Source organism: Singulisphaera photorubra, from assembly GCF_045290345.1.
GTDB lineage: Bacteria > Planctomycetota > Planctomycetia > Isosphaerales > Isosphaeraceae > Singulisphaera.
In genome coordinates this window covers 2240437-2254556 of record NZ_CP155447.1, presented here as the reverse complement: position 1 = coordinate 2254556, position 14120 = coordinate 2240437, and the positions used below count along the sequence as shown (strand labels likewise).

Below are 14120 nucleotides of genomic sequence, written 5' to 3'. Positions count from 1 at the left end.
TCTTCCGCTTTCGACTGAGAACCATCACAAGTTCCCGCTTGCCTACTTCTTGCCAGTGCCGTCGACCCCATCCAGGCGCCGGAGGAAGACCGCTCCGACGTTCCCCATCCCGCCGAGGACGTTGGCTACGAACAACCGGATGGCCCCGGCTTCGGGCCGGCCGGCGCAGGCGGCGACTGCGGCGATCTCGACCAGGAGGGCATGCCAGAGGACGGGGACCTGGCGACGGCCTTCGGCCAGGAATCGGCATGCCCGGTCGGACGCGACGGTGTCTCTGTCTCTACTCAACTCACGCATCAGTTCGAGCCACTCCAGGCAGAGCCGCCCCGCGTCGTGTTCCGGGAGCGCCCGCAGGTGGATCGAGCCGATCCCGCCACATGAGCCTGCGCCCGCGAGGATCACGGGGAGTTCGGCGAAAATCTGCACCCACATGGCATTGCAGAGGGCCGGGGGAAGGAGGTCAAGGCGGTCCCCACCCCAAGCGCCGGGGACGGGCAGTTCCGGGGCGGCCCGGCCGAGATAATCGAGCAGATGCACGGCGAGCCGGACAGCGTCCCCAGGGCGGCCGCGCCGAGCATCGACCCGTACGATGTTCTCGACGAGTTGGAGCTTGTGGAGGTGGAGGATCTTGTAGCCGTGATCCGACTCGAGACGGTCGTCGATGGCGACGCAGGCGCGGAGCCCTCTGATGGCAGCGGTGTAGGCCCCCGAGCGGTAGTCGAGATAGGCTTCGGCCGCACCGTTGAAGGCCGAGCCGATCGCTTTCGTCTCGTCCAAGAGCGATTCCGAATCGAGCGCGGCGCGTGCCCGCGCGAACCCATCGGCGGCGGTCCGGAGCCGTCCGAGGCGAGCGGCGAGCAGTGCGGCCTTGGAGCACCTCAGACTGCACCTCAAGGCCAGCCGCTCCGCCAGCGGCAGGCGGCCGCGGAGGGCCGCCTCGAGTTGGAGATCGAACGCCGCGCCAGAGGTTTCCGGGAGGGGCTCGGCAGGCCGAGCGGCCCCTTCCAAGGCACTGCGTCGGAGACGGTCGGGAATCGCCGAGCACGGCCAGGGGCCGGTCGTCAACGGGCCGCGGCCGCCGCCAACTCCCCGCTCGCGATCAGTGTCCGGGATGCCGCCTCGCCTTGACTGTTCAGCCGATGAACCGCGTAGTGCAACAGCAGGCGATCCTGGATGTTCCGCTTCGTGCTGGGACAAGGGTCAAGGCCCTCCTGCCATTTCTTGGGGCATGAACCCCCGCAGACCGGAAGCATCCGGCACGACGCGCACGGATATTCTCCACGGCCGATCTGCTCGTTGAAGTCACCTAAAAGTGAACGCTTGCCCGGGACCTCACCCCCGGCAACGGTGCCGATCGAGTAAACGTTGGGCGTGCCGTAGGTCGGCACATACGAGACCTCGGTGCAGTTGAACAACGACCCGTAGGCATCGACCAGATCCGCCTCGGGCATGGTCGCCAGACAGAGCACAGACTTTCGGGACGGGATCAGCCCTGGCCGAAATCCCAGCGTGATCATCTCCGCCAGCCAGCCGACCTCCAGGCTCGCAAACTCCTCCGGAGGGATCGCCAGTCGGTGGGCATCGTTGCCCCAGGAGTAGACCGAGGCGACGTAGAACGAGATCCGGTCCTGAAGCCCGGCCTCAGCCAGCGTTCGAATTAGAGGAGAGACTCCTTCGGCGTTGCGTCGGTCGACGTTGCAGCGGACGCTGACGTGGAGTTCTAGGTCGTCGCGCCGGGCCAAATCGAGCAGGTTAGTGAAAATCTTATCGAAGGTCGGCGTACCGTTCTTGCGGTGGCGCCGCCGGTCGTGGAACTCCGACGTGCCGTCGAGCGTGATCTCGATATGTTCGACGGCGTGCTCGGCGACGACCTCGCTCGCCACGTCGTGCGATAGCGCCAGTCCATTGGTCACCATCTTCGCCCCGTAGGAGATCCCGGAATCTCGCGCCAGGGCGCGGAACCGCGGGGTCAGCGACCGGATCACCGACAGGCCGGCGAGCGGCTCGCCGCCGAACCAGGCAACGAAGAATTTGCGGTAGACCCGGGCGCCGAGCTTGCCGCGAACTCGGTTGACCAGGTGGTCCTGATCCTCCTGGCTCAGCCGCATACTGGTGTGGCTCTGGCCGCAGTAGTCGCAACCGAGCTGGCACGACGCGCTCGGTTGCACGACCAGGTAGAGCTGGTCGTCGTCGGCGCAGGCCGCCACGTTCTGGCCCAGGATCGTCGCAAGTTCATCCTCCCAGTCGGGCACGAGGATCTCGGCGTCCACCAGGTCGTTGAGGTCCTTCTCGGGCAGCGCCTCGAGCCGCCCCCCCTCAAGGTCCCGCCAGCTCGCCTCGTCCAGCACGCGGACCTCGGAGGTCCGCGTCCCGAGGATGATCCGCCTGGCCCGCCCAGTCAACTCGTCGAGGAATACTTCCGATGCAACTAAATATTTCGAGATTTTCATTTTATCCTCATTTATCCATGACGGCCTCCGCGTCAGCCCCGGACTTGACGTTCAAGTACCCAACGAGTCACCCCTTTGCCTGGCGGGCTGGTAAATCCCAGCCGGGATCATATCCCCACTCACTCCCCCGATGTCATATGGGTTATGCGACGCCTCGGCACTCTTGGTATCTGGCGCCTCCAAAGCAGTGAGCGCAGCGACTAGCTTAGCCCGGGCCGCAAGCAGCAGGCTCCTGATCTCGCCGTCGTTTGTGTCTGCCATGGGCGGTTGTCCTCCGGACATACGCTTGCTGAGGAACGAGTGGCCAGATCATTGCTGGCAACCGCTTCCCCCACCGCCGCCACACGCCGTGTTCGGACCACACGACGTGTTCTTGTCGCAGCCGGCGTCGCCCATCAGGCGTGGGTCCCGATTCCCGGGGACGCTCTCCAGCGAACTCCTGACGCCACACGCGTCATTGTTGGGGGCAGCCTCCAGCGACCTTCTGACCCCGCACGCGTTATCGCTGAGGGCAGCCTCCTGCGAACCGCTGTCACCGCCGCGGCCGCAACCCGTATTGTGATCGCAGCCGGCGTCTCCCACCAGGCGGGGAATGCCTCTCGCGTGGACACTCTCCATTCCGGCGGCCTCCGGCAAACCGCCACCGGACCCGGAGGTAGGGCCGCACGATGTGTTCTTGTCGCAACCGGCGTCCCCTACCAAGCGGGGGCTAGCCGCTGCCGGGACCGCCTCCGCCCCGGTCCGCGTTTGGGTGCCGATTGAGGAAGGTGACCCGACACTCTCAGTCATCGCGTGTAGTGCAGCGTCAATCTTCATTTTGGCCGCTTGCAACAGTTCCCGCAGCGCAGCGTTGCTCAATTCTGCCATGGGAGGACGTCCTCCAGGGAAGTGACTCTTTAGATACGAAATACACCCCTTCAAAGCGACATGAGATGATGCGATGCCGCAGAAATAACGACACCGCACACATCATTCAGCGATGCAGTGGACTTACACAGCCTAATATGACTGACCTACCGCAATTAAAAACCAACGACGTCCCATGTCAAGCATAATCAGGAAGCTTTTTTCAGATTTACCAAGATCCGATACCCAGGGCGACCGCGGTCAACGGCTCTCGTCCCGCCACGCCTCGATGTTGTCGAAGACCTCCGCCGTGATGCGGGTCGCGGTGTTGCCGGTAATATCGCCATAGTTATGAATACCTACAGCGTATCGCCGCCCCGCCTGCCTGTAGAAAATGGGACAGCCGCTCTGTCCGCCAAACGTGCTGATGTCGTAGATAATTGTCCTCGGCAAGACCTGCTCAAGAATTCGATCGTGGCCCCAGAGGGTCCCCGGCGCTTTGTCGGTGGGGTAGCCATAGACGTTGACCAGCAATTCGGAGAGATCGTCGTCGTCGAGGACCCCATAACCGAAGTAGCCCAGCCCGGCAGTCGGCTCGGGGAGGATGATCGCCCCGTAATCACTCTCCGGGCTTTGTCGGTAAACCCAGCCCTTGACGCTCCGGAGGTCGGTCGAGCTGAAGTGGTAGGGGGCCAGAGGGCCGTTGCGCGCAGGGTAGACGTCGACCTGATCGGCCCATCCTCCCCGGCCATGAATGAAGACGCAATGCCCAGCGGTGATGACCAGTCTCGGGCTGGCTAACCAGCCGGTCCCCAGCCATTGGGTCCCGTCGGGGGCCGTGATGATCAACGAACAGATCCAGCGCCACGGTGGGACACGGGTCTCGGCAATCGCCTGCCGGTCATCACCGGAGGGAAGGATCGCCTCGATCGCCGCTTCGGCGACCCGGGGCTGGGACGCCAACTGGGAGACCGTAAACGCACCGGAATACGAGGCGTGCCAGGCGTCAAGAAGCCGGGCTTCGGTGTCGGGTGCCCGGGGCGCGGGCTTCCTCGACGTGGCCCGCCGAAAGGGAGATGTGAGCTCGGGCTCCCCCTGAACACCCGGCCTCGTAGTGGCCGACTCCCGCCTGGCACTCTGAGGCCTAGAGATCCGTTGATCATCGTTCTGAGCAATCGGCCCCGCTTCCTCCGGCCCCTCCTTCCCCGTGCCCCCACAGGCTCCCGCAGGAGTCGGGGCCGTTCCCTCATCAGGCTCGGAGATCTTCCTGGGCCTCGTCGGAACTTGAGCGACTGACGGTTCCTGAGCAGTCGTTCCTTGTCCACTGTCGTAGTAACTCATGGGATTAGCCCCACATCCTAAAGCCAATATCCTCGGCCCCTTTCTCATTTGCCGCTTTACTAGGCTTACCAATCTAACTGCTGCCAAATGCCAAGTCGACTCAAATGAACTCCATTTCCTTGATTTTTCAAAACGTCATCATGACCGATAAACCAATAGCTCCTAGGTATCGACAGCATACAAGTCCATGGCTATCACAGATTCATCAAGACGAGCCACTGGCAACCCCTTTCAAGCAAAACCTAAGCATCTCTCCATTCAACATGATCATCTACCAGAACAGTACCATGCTGGCCTGAAAGCAGGGCTCTCCGATCCTCCGACGGCCCAGAGAGTCTCATCGGGGCTGGATCTTCGTGCCAACGACTCTTACAACCAATGATCTTGGCACGACGTTTCCCACAGCGGTGCTCGTCCCAGGCTCGCAACACGGTTTCAAGAGTTCAAAGATCCCCCGCCAACGCGCAATAACGGCCGCCCTGCCGGCTGCGCAACCCCGTTCAATCAGAACGACTCCAGAAACTTCTTCACACTTTGGGCTGATCCACCCAATTTCTACATATTTCATGGGTATTCTGCTTCAGACTGTCGATGGGCATGATCTGCCAGTTTGAGTGCAGCAAGAACGGATCGTGAGATTGATTTACCTTGGAACGTACATGGCATGCACCGACCGACCGCGTTTGTTTACGGGTTTCTGTTTCATCCACAGGAAAAACGTGGAATTGGCACGCTTCAAGAGCTTTCTTCAACCGTTCACTCGGATGCTCATTCTTCGCCCATGATCCGGCATTGATATCCCCCGTGAGCTTCGCCCCTCCCGTCCCTCACGCTTCGTTCTCCCGGGACGGCCGCGGCGAAGAGGCGGATGCGTGCCTCAACGGCTCAGCGTCGAGATCGCGGGGCGATGACATACAAGGCCCTCCTCGGCCGACCAAGTCAGCCCTCAGACTTCAGTCGGCCATTGGCTCACACGACCACCAACGACGTTTTATCCCCCCTGTCGAGTTCGAGAGGATCGTCCCTGTGAAGTACCCATCAAGTGACCGAATCGCACGGTCAGCGTTCACCTTGATCGAGTTGCTCGTCGTCATCGCGATCATCGCAGTGCTCATCGCCCTTCTGCTGCCCGCAGTTCAGGCGGCTCGCGAGGCGGCTCGTCGCGCCCAGTGCACCAACAATCTGAAGCAGGTTGGCTTGGCCCTTCATAACTATGAGAGCAGCAACGGAGCTTTCCCCCCCGCCGGGCAAGGAACCAGCTTCACCACCACTCCCCCCTCCACGGTTTTCGCCGATGGCGAATGGGGCGTGCTCGCCCGCATTCTGAGCGCCATGGAGCAGAACGCGGCCTACAATGCGCTGAACTTCAGTCTCCCGTACACCCACAACACAGGCGCCAACTTCACCGGCTGCTCCACGGTCATCAGCTCGTACCTCTGCCCCTCCTCGGTTCGCGACGGGTCGGGCGGCCGCGATGCGATCGACCCGATGTCGCCTGTGGGAACGGCCCTCAAATTGGGCTACGGCGTCCAGGACTACGGTGCGCCCTGCTACACCGATATTGATGCGCAAGGCAAGACGGGCGGAGCCGGGTCGACCCCGGTCACGCCATACCGCAACAACAATCACCGTGCCGACGGCGTGCTCAAGGTGGGCAAGACGACGATCGCCGAGATCATCGACGGCACCAGCAACAGCATCATGATCGCCGAGGACGCGGGCCGGGACGCCCGGTTCATCGCCAACGTCAAAGGCAGTTTCGCCGATCAGTACGACCAGGGACTGCCCCGTCGCTTCTGGCGCTGGGCAGAGCCCGACGGGGCCTTCGGCGTCTCGGGCCAGGTCAACAACAAGTATCGCCCGGCCTGTGAACCCATGGTATGGCCGTCAGCCTCCGGCGCCACGACCACCAACAACAACGCCGGGAACAACGACGAGATCTTCTCGTACCATTCCGGCGGAGCCAACGTCCTGATGGGCGACGGCAGCGTCCGCTTCCTCAAAGAATCGCTCAGCGTGGTCGTCTTGCGGGGCCTGATCACTCCCAAGGGCGGAGAGGTCATCTCTTCCGACTCTTATTGAACCGGCTCCGCCATTCCTTGCCGTCAACGACCCGACCTGCCCCGCCCCGGTCATCGGCGTCTCCCGCCGACGGTCGGTCACGCCTGAATCGCGCTGGATCGGGCCCGGGGTCTTCGACCCCTGGCCTTTTTCATTCGTTTATCCGGGAGATTCGACTCCCGGAGCGAAGGACCGTGGCAAGGCGAATGGTTGCAGCGCAGTACAACACCTCTCATTTCATTCCCCGGAAAGCGAACATGAATCCCTCCCAACCTCGGACCTGCCTCGTCTACGGATTCGCCACCACCCTGATCGCCGCGCTGGCGGCCGGATGCACTGGCGGAGACACTGCAACGGCCCCGAAAATCTCCACCGTGCCGGCCACGGGGAAGGTAAGCGTCAACGGTAAGCCCGTGACCGAGGGGATCCTCACCCTGGAACCGCTCGTCGACGGCGGCAGCACCACTCAGGCGATGGGGCCAGTCAAAGCCGACGGCTCGTTCGCGGTCGCCTCGGCCGGTGGGCACGACGGCGCGATGCCGGGAAAGTACCGCGTCCTGCTCCAATCCGAGGCGACCAAACAGCGAAAGAAACGCATGGAAGAGGTGACGGTCGAGGTCAAGGAAGGCCAGGCGCTGGATATCAACCTCCCCTGACGGACCTCGTCGCCCCCCAAGGGCATCACTGCGACCCACTTTCGAGACGTTCCCGGCAACGTTGCTGAGATCAATGAGCCGGGGCGTCCCGACCGATCCACTCCACCAGGTTGAGTTGTGCCCGCAAGGCAGGGCGACGATGACACCGACTCGCCGGCGCAAAGTGACTCTTGCCGTGCAACGGCATCAGTGCCCCCCGATTCGGCGCGGCCACCGGCTCGTGGGCATTCTCGAAGACCCAGGGGCTCGGAGCACCAACGGGGATCAGAGTTGGTCTCGGCGGAGGGTCGCTTGCTCTCGGCTCGCCCGAAGCAGGTCGCAAACCTCTTCGTCGCTGGTCTGCGAGAAGTTCTCATACCAGAGGCCGACCGCATAGAACGGCTCGGGCGTCCGGGCACAGATGACCTCATCGACCTCGTCCTGGAACTCTTCGCAGACCGATGACGCCGCGATCGGCACGGCGACGACGGTCCGGGCCGGTCGCAACTGCCGCAGCGCAGCCACGGCCGCCCGCATGGTGGCCCCGGTGGCCAGGCCATCGTCGATCAAGAGGACCGTCTTGCCGTGGACCTCAGGCACCGGCCGGTTGCCGCGATAGGCGAGCTCGCGCCGTTCGAGTTCCTCACGCTCGAGCTTTGTAACCCGATCGATGACCTCGGCCGGGATCTGGTGGCGCCGAACGACCTCCTCGTTGAGCAGGCGGACACCACCGGTCGCGATCGCTCCCATCGCCAGTTCCTGCTGGCCCGGGACGCCCAGCTTGCGTACCAAGAAAACTTCAAGCGGAGCGTCGAGGGCCCGTGCCACCTCGTAGGCAACAGGCACGCCACCACGAGGGAGAGCGAGCACCACCACATCCAGCCGGCCAGCGTAGTGGGCCAGCTTCCCGACGAGTTGGCGGCCGGCATCGTACCGATCTTGGAATGGTCGGACCATGATCGTGCTCGCGTCGTCGGTCTCCCCTATTGCGGACGGACCCGACCAGCTTTGGTTGGGCCGTCCGCCGCCACAAATCAGACGCGATCCCCCGCCCAACCACGGGCTCACCCGGTGATGACTCAACGGCGGGGCATCGCCGGCTCACAAATGTCGTGGAGGACCTCGCCCGACCGCTCCCGATCGACGGTCTCCGTCGCCAGGTCGCCCAGCGAGATGATCCCCACCATCCGCTTGGCGCGGTTGAGAACCACAAGCCGGCGAACCTGTCGCTCCTGCATGGTCCGGGCCGCCTCATCCACGTCCTGATCCTCGAAACAGTAGATGATCTTCGTCTCGCTCATCGCCTCGCGAACCGTCGTCGTCTTCGGATCCTTCCCGTCGGCGATCGCCCGGATGACGATGTCACGGTCGGTGATCATGCCCGACAGTCGGTCGTTGTCACCGCAGACCGGCAGTGGTCCGACGTCGAGGTCGCGCATCCTCTTGGCCGCATCCTGAAGCGTGTCATTGGGCCGAATGCACTCAGCATTCGGCGTCATGATATCTTTGACTTGCATGGCTTGGCTCCTCTTAATGGGATGGTCACTCTTGGCGCGAAACGAGGTGAGCTCGCTGGCGCCAACGTCTCCTTGACCTTGCCTCGGAACGGCTTCCCATTTGCCATCCCTTTTTTTCTGGTCTCAATTCATGCTCGTTCCCCCGGGTAGAGACCGGCTCGCAGTCCCTCTCATACGATCTGGACTCAACCAGTGACCTCCGAATCCAAGGCGCTTTCCAAGAGAGAGATCCCGTTGGGGAATGCGAAGGTGCCTTGCCCTACTGATGGAGCGATCCCCTGAGCTTGCTTGCCCACGCCCGCGTCTCGTCAAACTGACGGTAATCGTGCCCCACCCACTCTCAAATAAACATGCACTTTTTGGGCCGAAATCCATTCAATCTCGATATCCAGGCACACCTCGCAATGACCGCCTGCAACGGCACCCTGGCCTCACGAACAATCGACGCGACGCCACCGACTTGAGACGATATCGACCTCGATCTCTTCTTGGATCGAGAGTGACGCTGCGATCACTCTCGGCAACGCCTCCTTGAGTCAAGTTGACGCCGCCACCTGAGAAAAAATCTGCGAGTTGATGATGAAACAACCCCACGAGCCAATCCTCATCCTGCTCATCCTCCTGGCGAATCCGCTGGCCGCGTTGAGTGCTGCACCACCGGTTGCCGCCACCAAGCTCAGGCCGCATCCCGACGCCCTGCCCAATACGCACCCGCCGGGCGAAGTGGATCGACCCGAGTTGGTTCCCTTCATTGTGGCGGATCCGGCCTCACTGTCCGGCATCGTGGTCGATGACACGGCCGCCACCCTGGTGGGGAAATGGCAATATTCCACGCATACACCGCCCTATGTGGGACTCGGCTACCTGCATGATCTCAAGGAGAACAAGGGCGAAAAGTCGGTAACCTTCACCCCTGAACTCCCCCACAACGGCTTCTACGAAGTGCGACTGGCGCATTGCTACAACATCCGCCGCGCCACCAATACACCGGTGACGATCCATCATGCCGACGGCGAGACGACACTCCGAATCAACCAGCAAGAGACACCGCCGCACAACCGGCTATTCCGCACCATCGGCACGTTCCGCTTCCAAGCCGGCCGCTCCGGCTGGGTGCGGATTTCCAACGGGGGAACCCCGGGCAAAAACGTCATTGCCGACGCCGTGCAATGGCTCCCCAGGGAGGCAAAGGCGAAGTAAAACCAGGCTCGATGCGTCACGCTGGAGCGGAAATCAAACGCCCTGGATGAGGACAGCCTGGGCAGACTCACATCGGATTACGGCCGAGCCGGCCGTGCTACTTTTTCCACAACATCAACGCACTTGCCGGGGACACAATAACAGAAACACACACTTTCATTTTTTGGCACAATCGAATATAAAGGGCGGGCGGGGGAATGGAGATGGATCTCTGGCCTTTTGGCGTGGGGCTTGGCAATATGTTGCGTCCGCGCTCTGGGCGGGCAGGGCGTCCGGTGTGCGGTCCCACCGAAACCCTGCGGCAGGAGTCTCCGATGAAAACGTTTGCGCTCACAGCAGGTGTGGTCTTGATCGCTTCGGTTTCGCTACTGGCCGGGGCGGACAATGAGGCCACGCCGAGCATCAAGCAAGTGATGGTCAAGCTCAATAAAGGGCCCAACTCTCCGCTCGCCAAGCTCAAGACGGATCTCGGTTCCTCGACGCCCGACTGGGACACCATCCAGCAGTCGGCCAAGGAGTTCGTGACCTTCGGGGCGGCGTTGGCGAAGAGCACCCCCACGAAGGGGGACAAGGCGTCCTGGGCCAAGCTCTCCGACCTCTACCTCAAAGACTCGAAGGCACTCGACAACGCCGCCAAGGACCACGACCTGGCGGCGGCCAAGGCCGCGCACCAACGACTCTCGGCCTCTTGCAAGGCCTGCCACGGAGCCCACAAAGGCAAGGCCTCCTGAGCCTCCTCATTCCCGATAAAAATTGGCCGGATCTCTCGTCAAACGTGGCCCACCACCTTCCCCTCCGGCGAGAGTCCCGCCGCCTCCCCTGCCCTGCTCTGGCCAGCCTGAAGACTGCTGCGGATCTCGATCGAGATCCGGCGCGGTCAAACCCGATCGGCCGGCCCGCGCGACTTGCCGAAGCCATCTATCGCCACGCTCACATTCCCACAATTCTGCATTTTCAAGCGTGACGGCCGAGGCCATAAAACGACCGGGCGGCCCTGTTGCCCCTTCACGGGATCGGCCATTTGCGTATAATCAGCACCATTGAGCCGACTGCCTCCGCAGCTCGGCCGTTTCTTTAGAGTCCCCAAACTACCGCATTACCAGACCTATTTCACCTATCTTTCCCACTTTACAAATCGTGCGTCGATGGACGGAGTGAATCGGACACGTCATTCATTGTCCACGCATGCACCCAAATTACTCCTTGACTCCCCTGCCCGATTGGTATCGGATCAGGGGGACAATCAGAACGTCAACCAAGCTCATTGCGATCCGAAGGGAAATCTGATGGACATCACGCTCAAGGGTGGGCCGCTCGACGGGGAAGTCGTTTCGATTACCGTTTCAAGCACGACCTACCGCACACAGATCGAGAATCGCCACGTCGTTTATGACCAAACCAACGAGCGAACCGAACGCGGCCAGCAAGTGTTTACCCATCGCGCCCCCGTGATCCAGAGCAAGGTCAACCCGTAACAACCCTCGGGATCAACGCGGCAACGAACAAGATCGGCCGTTGTAACGGGTATTCCAGAGCCTACAGCGGCTCTGGAACCCCCTGCTAGGGCTGCAGCCGATCGCCAAGCTGGATCTCAAGGGCGAGGACACAAGCTCCCGGGCATGGGTCGAGCCCGCATCTCCCACTTCCTTCTTTTTCTCTTGTGATGGGCCTCCTGAGCGGCTCCGCCATCCCGATTGCCAGTCCTGGTCACCCGCGGCCGTTGCATAGAATCGGGTGTGAGGGCCTTTGCGTCTCAAAGAGAAGGTGAAGTGAGATGGCCTCATCGCGTCGGCAGCAATCGACCTTGGCCAAAATCATGACCGTCAATGTGGTGCTCGCCGTCCTCCTTACGGCGTTTCGACTCGGCCCGGCAGCTCTGGCGCCCTACTGTTTGGCTCTCTTGTATGTGACGATTGGTCTGCTCCTCAGTTTGCTGATCACAGTCCCCCTCGACGCCATTCTCGGCATCCCATGTCCCTACTGCCAGAAGCGAACGCTAAGACGTCTGGCTCTCCCCTTCAACTTCGTCAGCTACTACCAATGTGCCGCCTGCAAAACGCGTTGCAAACGGGTTTTGCCGCTCTCTCGCTGGCGCGATGCGTCCGGTCCCGAGGATGACGCAAAGTATCGGCGGAAGTCTCCCGCGGGAAAATGGCTGGGATACGCCCTCCCCGTCGCCACGACCGATGACTCCACCTGCTCTGGCACACTGCTCCGGAGCAAAAGGCGCCGAACAGAAACCCCGAGGGCCGGGGAAATGCCACCGGAATCGTAGGACGGCTCAATCCGCGGACCGCCCGAATCCGGTCGCGTCGCCTCCAAACGATTACAGCCACCAGAGGCAGAAGCACCAGCGGCCACTGGCCGAGACCGCACTCTCGGAACTCCTCGCCCCTCAGCTCGACACGTCCCCAGCCAACCCAGGCCCTCCCCAATGGGCCGAGGCCTCAATCGAAACGCGCAACGTCCCACAACAAGCACCTTGACACAACATGCTTGCAAGATAGGATTGCCTTTGGCCCAGTCTTCCCTCTCTCGGAGGCCTCATGATGCTTGCGGCCCTTCTCACCAGTTCCGCTCTCGCTCTCATTCTCGCCGGACCTCCTACCGAGAACACCGAGGCGTCGGATCTGACGGCCTACGAGGCGGCCAGAGCAGGCATCGGACCCGACTCCGACGCCCATGTCCGGCTCGCTCTCTGGTGCGAAGCCCACGGACTCCAGGCCGAGCGGCTCAAGCATCTCGCCATTGCCGTCATTGCCAACCCGCGGCACTCGATGGCGCGCGGACTCATGGGGCTGGTCGAGTATCGCGGGCGATGGCAGCGACCCGAGACGATCAGCGAGAAGACGAAGGGCGATGTCCTGCTCGCGGAGTACCGAGACCGACGAGACCAGACCAAAGACGATCCCGACGCACAGTGGACACTCGCCCTTTGGTGTGACGAGCACGGCCTGAAAGACGAGGCCGCCGCCCACTTCACGGCCGTCGTCAAACGCGACCCCAAACGCGACGCCGCTTGGAGACGCCTCGGCTTCAAGAAACAAGGGCAGCGATGGGTGACCGACGCTCAGCTCACCGGTGAGAAAGCCGAGGCCGATCGCCAGAAGCAGGCCGACCGTCACTGGAGGCCGTTGCTCGAGAAGTGGCGGGACGGGCTCGACAGTAAGAGTGCCAAGCGGAGGGCCGAGTCGGAAACCGGGCTTGCCGGAATCACCGACCCCCGCGCCGTGCCGGTCCTCTGGGCGGTGTTCACCGGCAATGCCCAGCGACAAGCGGTGGCCGTGCCAGTTCTCGGGCAGATCGACGCGCCGGGGGCCTCGCGAGCTCTGGCCATGCTGGCCGCCTTCGGCGACTCACCCGAGATCCGACGGACCGCGACGGAGACCCTCAAACGACGCGACCCACGCGAGTTCGCCAACGTCTTGATCGGATTCTTGCGCGATCCGATCAAATATGAAGTGAAACCGGTCGGCGGACCCGGTTCCCCGGGCGAGCTCTTCATCGAGGGCACGCAGGCCAACGTCTCACGACGCTATTCCCCGCCGAAAAGTCCCGTGACCAACGCACTGCCAGGCGACCAGCTCGTCTACGACGGCAACGGCCTCCCGGTCATCCAACGCCCCATGGGAATCGTCGGTCGAACGCCCATGATCCCCGCTAGCAACCTCTTCTTCGCTTCATCGACGGGCACAATCGGCCAATCCCTGAGTGCCGCCAAAAAGCAAGAATTTCTGAACATGATGACAAGAAGCGGCCTCGGGGCGACTAAGGGGCAGCAGATCGGCCAAAGCATCCTTAACACCAATACCTCTTCATTTCCGATTGTGCCGGGCCTCTTCGTGGGCAATATCGATCCGACTCCCTACCAGGCCATGGCCCTCGGTTCACTTGCGGTGAGAGCGCCAGGGCCCACTACCGCGTTCAGCTTCGATATCGGGCAAATCGCCATGATCCCCGTCGGCCAGATGGAGCTCGAGGCCCAGAAGACGGCAGCGGTCGCGCAACAGCAGCTCAAAACGACGTCGAGACCCTGAACCGCTACAACGAGCCCATCAAGACACTCAACG

13 protein-coding genes are annotated in these 14120 nt (G+C 62.3%); 7 read left to right on the top strand and 6 right to left on the bottom strand.

What is annotated here, in order from left to right:
* Window positions 1-42: 42 nt before the first annotated feature.
* The 4 genes from V5E97_RS08745 to V5E97_RS08730 all read right to left on the bottom strand — a co-directional run bounded on the left by V5E97_RS08745 (window position 43) and on the right by V5E97_RS08730 (window position 4259).
* A complete protein-coding gene (locus V5E97_RS08745; protein ID WP_406698942.1) occupies window positions 43-1065 on the bottom strand; it encodes a hypothetical protein in 1023 nt (340 codons plus the stop codon).
* The gene (locus V5E97_RS08740) at window positions 1062-2450 is read right to left on the bottom strand and encodes a radical SAM protein (RefSeq protein ID WP_406698941.1); all 1389 of its coding nucleotides are present in this window, start codon (window positions 2448-2450) and stop codon (window positions 1062-1064) included. The genes V5E97_RS08745 and V5E97_RS08740 overlap by 4 nt, the downstream gene beginning before the upstream one ends.
* Window positions 2451-2759: 309 nt before the next feature.
* Window positions 2760-3068, bottom strand: a complete 309-nt coding sequence (locus V5E97_RS08735; RefSeq protein ID WP_406698940.1) for a hypothetical protein — start codon at window positions 3066-3068, stop codon at window positions 2760-2762.
* A 489-nt stretch (window positions 3069-3557) separates the two neighbouring features.
* Complete coding sequence (locus tag V5E97_RS08730) at window positions 3558-4259, bottom strand: trypsin-like serine peptidase (RefSeq protein WP_406698939.1); 702 nt, start codon at window positions 4257-4259, stop codon at window positions 3558-3560.
* A 1404-nt stretch (window positions 4260-5663) separates the two neighbouring features.
* Here V5E97_RS08730 and V5E97_RS08725 point away from each other — a divergent pair.
* Window positions 5664-6719 (top strand): DUF1559 family PulG-like putative transporter, encoded by a 1056-nt coding sequence (locus V5E97_RS08725; RefSeq protein ID WP_406698938.1) that lies wholly within the window; start codon window positions 5664-5666, stop codon window positions 6717-6719.
* A gap of 236 nt (window positions 6720-6955) precedes the next feature.
* Window positions 6956-7354 (top strand): hypothetical protein, encoded by a 399-nt coding sequence (locus V5E97_RS08720; protein ID WP_406698937.1) that lies wholly within the window; start codon window positions 6956-6958, stop codon window positions 7352-7354.
* 264 nt (window positions 7355-7618) lie between these two features.
* Here V5E97_RS08720 and V5E97_RS08715 read toward each other — a convergent pair whose 3' ends face one another.
* Together V5E97_RS08715 and V5E97_RS08710 are read right to left on the bottom strand one after the other, a co-directional pair.
* Window positions 7619-8290, bottom strand: a complete 672-nt coding sequence (locus V5E97_RS08715; RefSeq protein ID WP_406698936.1) for a phosphoribosyltransferase — start codon at window positions 8288-8290, stop codon at window positions 7619-7621.
* Between the two features lie 122 nt (window positions 8291-8412).
* On the bottom strand, window positions 8413-8850 hold the full coding sequence (locus tag V5E97_RS08710) for a CBS domain-containing protein (RefSeq protein WP_406698935.1): 438 nt from the start codon (window positions 8848-8850) through the stop codon (window positions 8413-8415).
* 576 nt (window positions 8851-9426) lie between these two features.
* Here V5E97_RS08710 and V5E97_RS08705 point away from each other — a divergent pair.
* The 5 genes from V5E97_RS08705 (at window position 9427) to V5E97_RS08685 (ending at window position 14087) form a co-directional block, all read left to right on the top strand.
* Window positions 9427-10050: a golvesin C-terminal-like domain-containing protein gene (locus V5E97_RS08705; protein WP_406698934.1), complete on the top strand. Its 624-nt coding sequence runs from the start codon at window positions 9427-9429 to the stop codon at window positions 10048-10050.
* A gap of 314 nt (window positions 10051-10364) precedes the next feature.
* Window positions 10365-10781 carry a cytochrome C gene (locus V5E97_RS08700; protein WP_406698933.1) on the top strand — a complete coding sequence of 139 codons (417 nt, stop codon included), beginning with the start codon at window positions 10365-10367 and terminating at the stop codon, window positions 10779-10781.
* A 555-nt stretch (window positions 10782-11336) separates the two neighbouring features.
* Window positions 11337-11525: a hypothetical protein gene (locus tag V5E97_RS08695; protein ID WP_406698932.1), complete on the top strand. Its 189-nt coding sequence runs from the start codon at window positions 11337-11339 to the stop codon at window positions 11523-11525.
* A gap of 299 nt (window positions 11526-11824) precedes the next feature.
* A complete protein-coding gene (locus tag V5E97_RS08690) occupies window positions 11825-12325 on the top strand; it encodes a hypothetical protein (RefSeq protein ID WP_406698931.1) in 501 nt (166 codons plus the stop codon).
* Between the two features lie 271 nt (window positions 12326-12596).
* Window positions 12597-14087, top strand: coding sequence for a hypothetical protein (locus V5E97_RS08685; protein ID WP_406698930.1), 1491 nt, complete (start codon window positions 12597-12599; stop codon window positions 14085-14087).
* Window positions 14088-14120 lie beyond the last annotated feature (33 nt).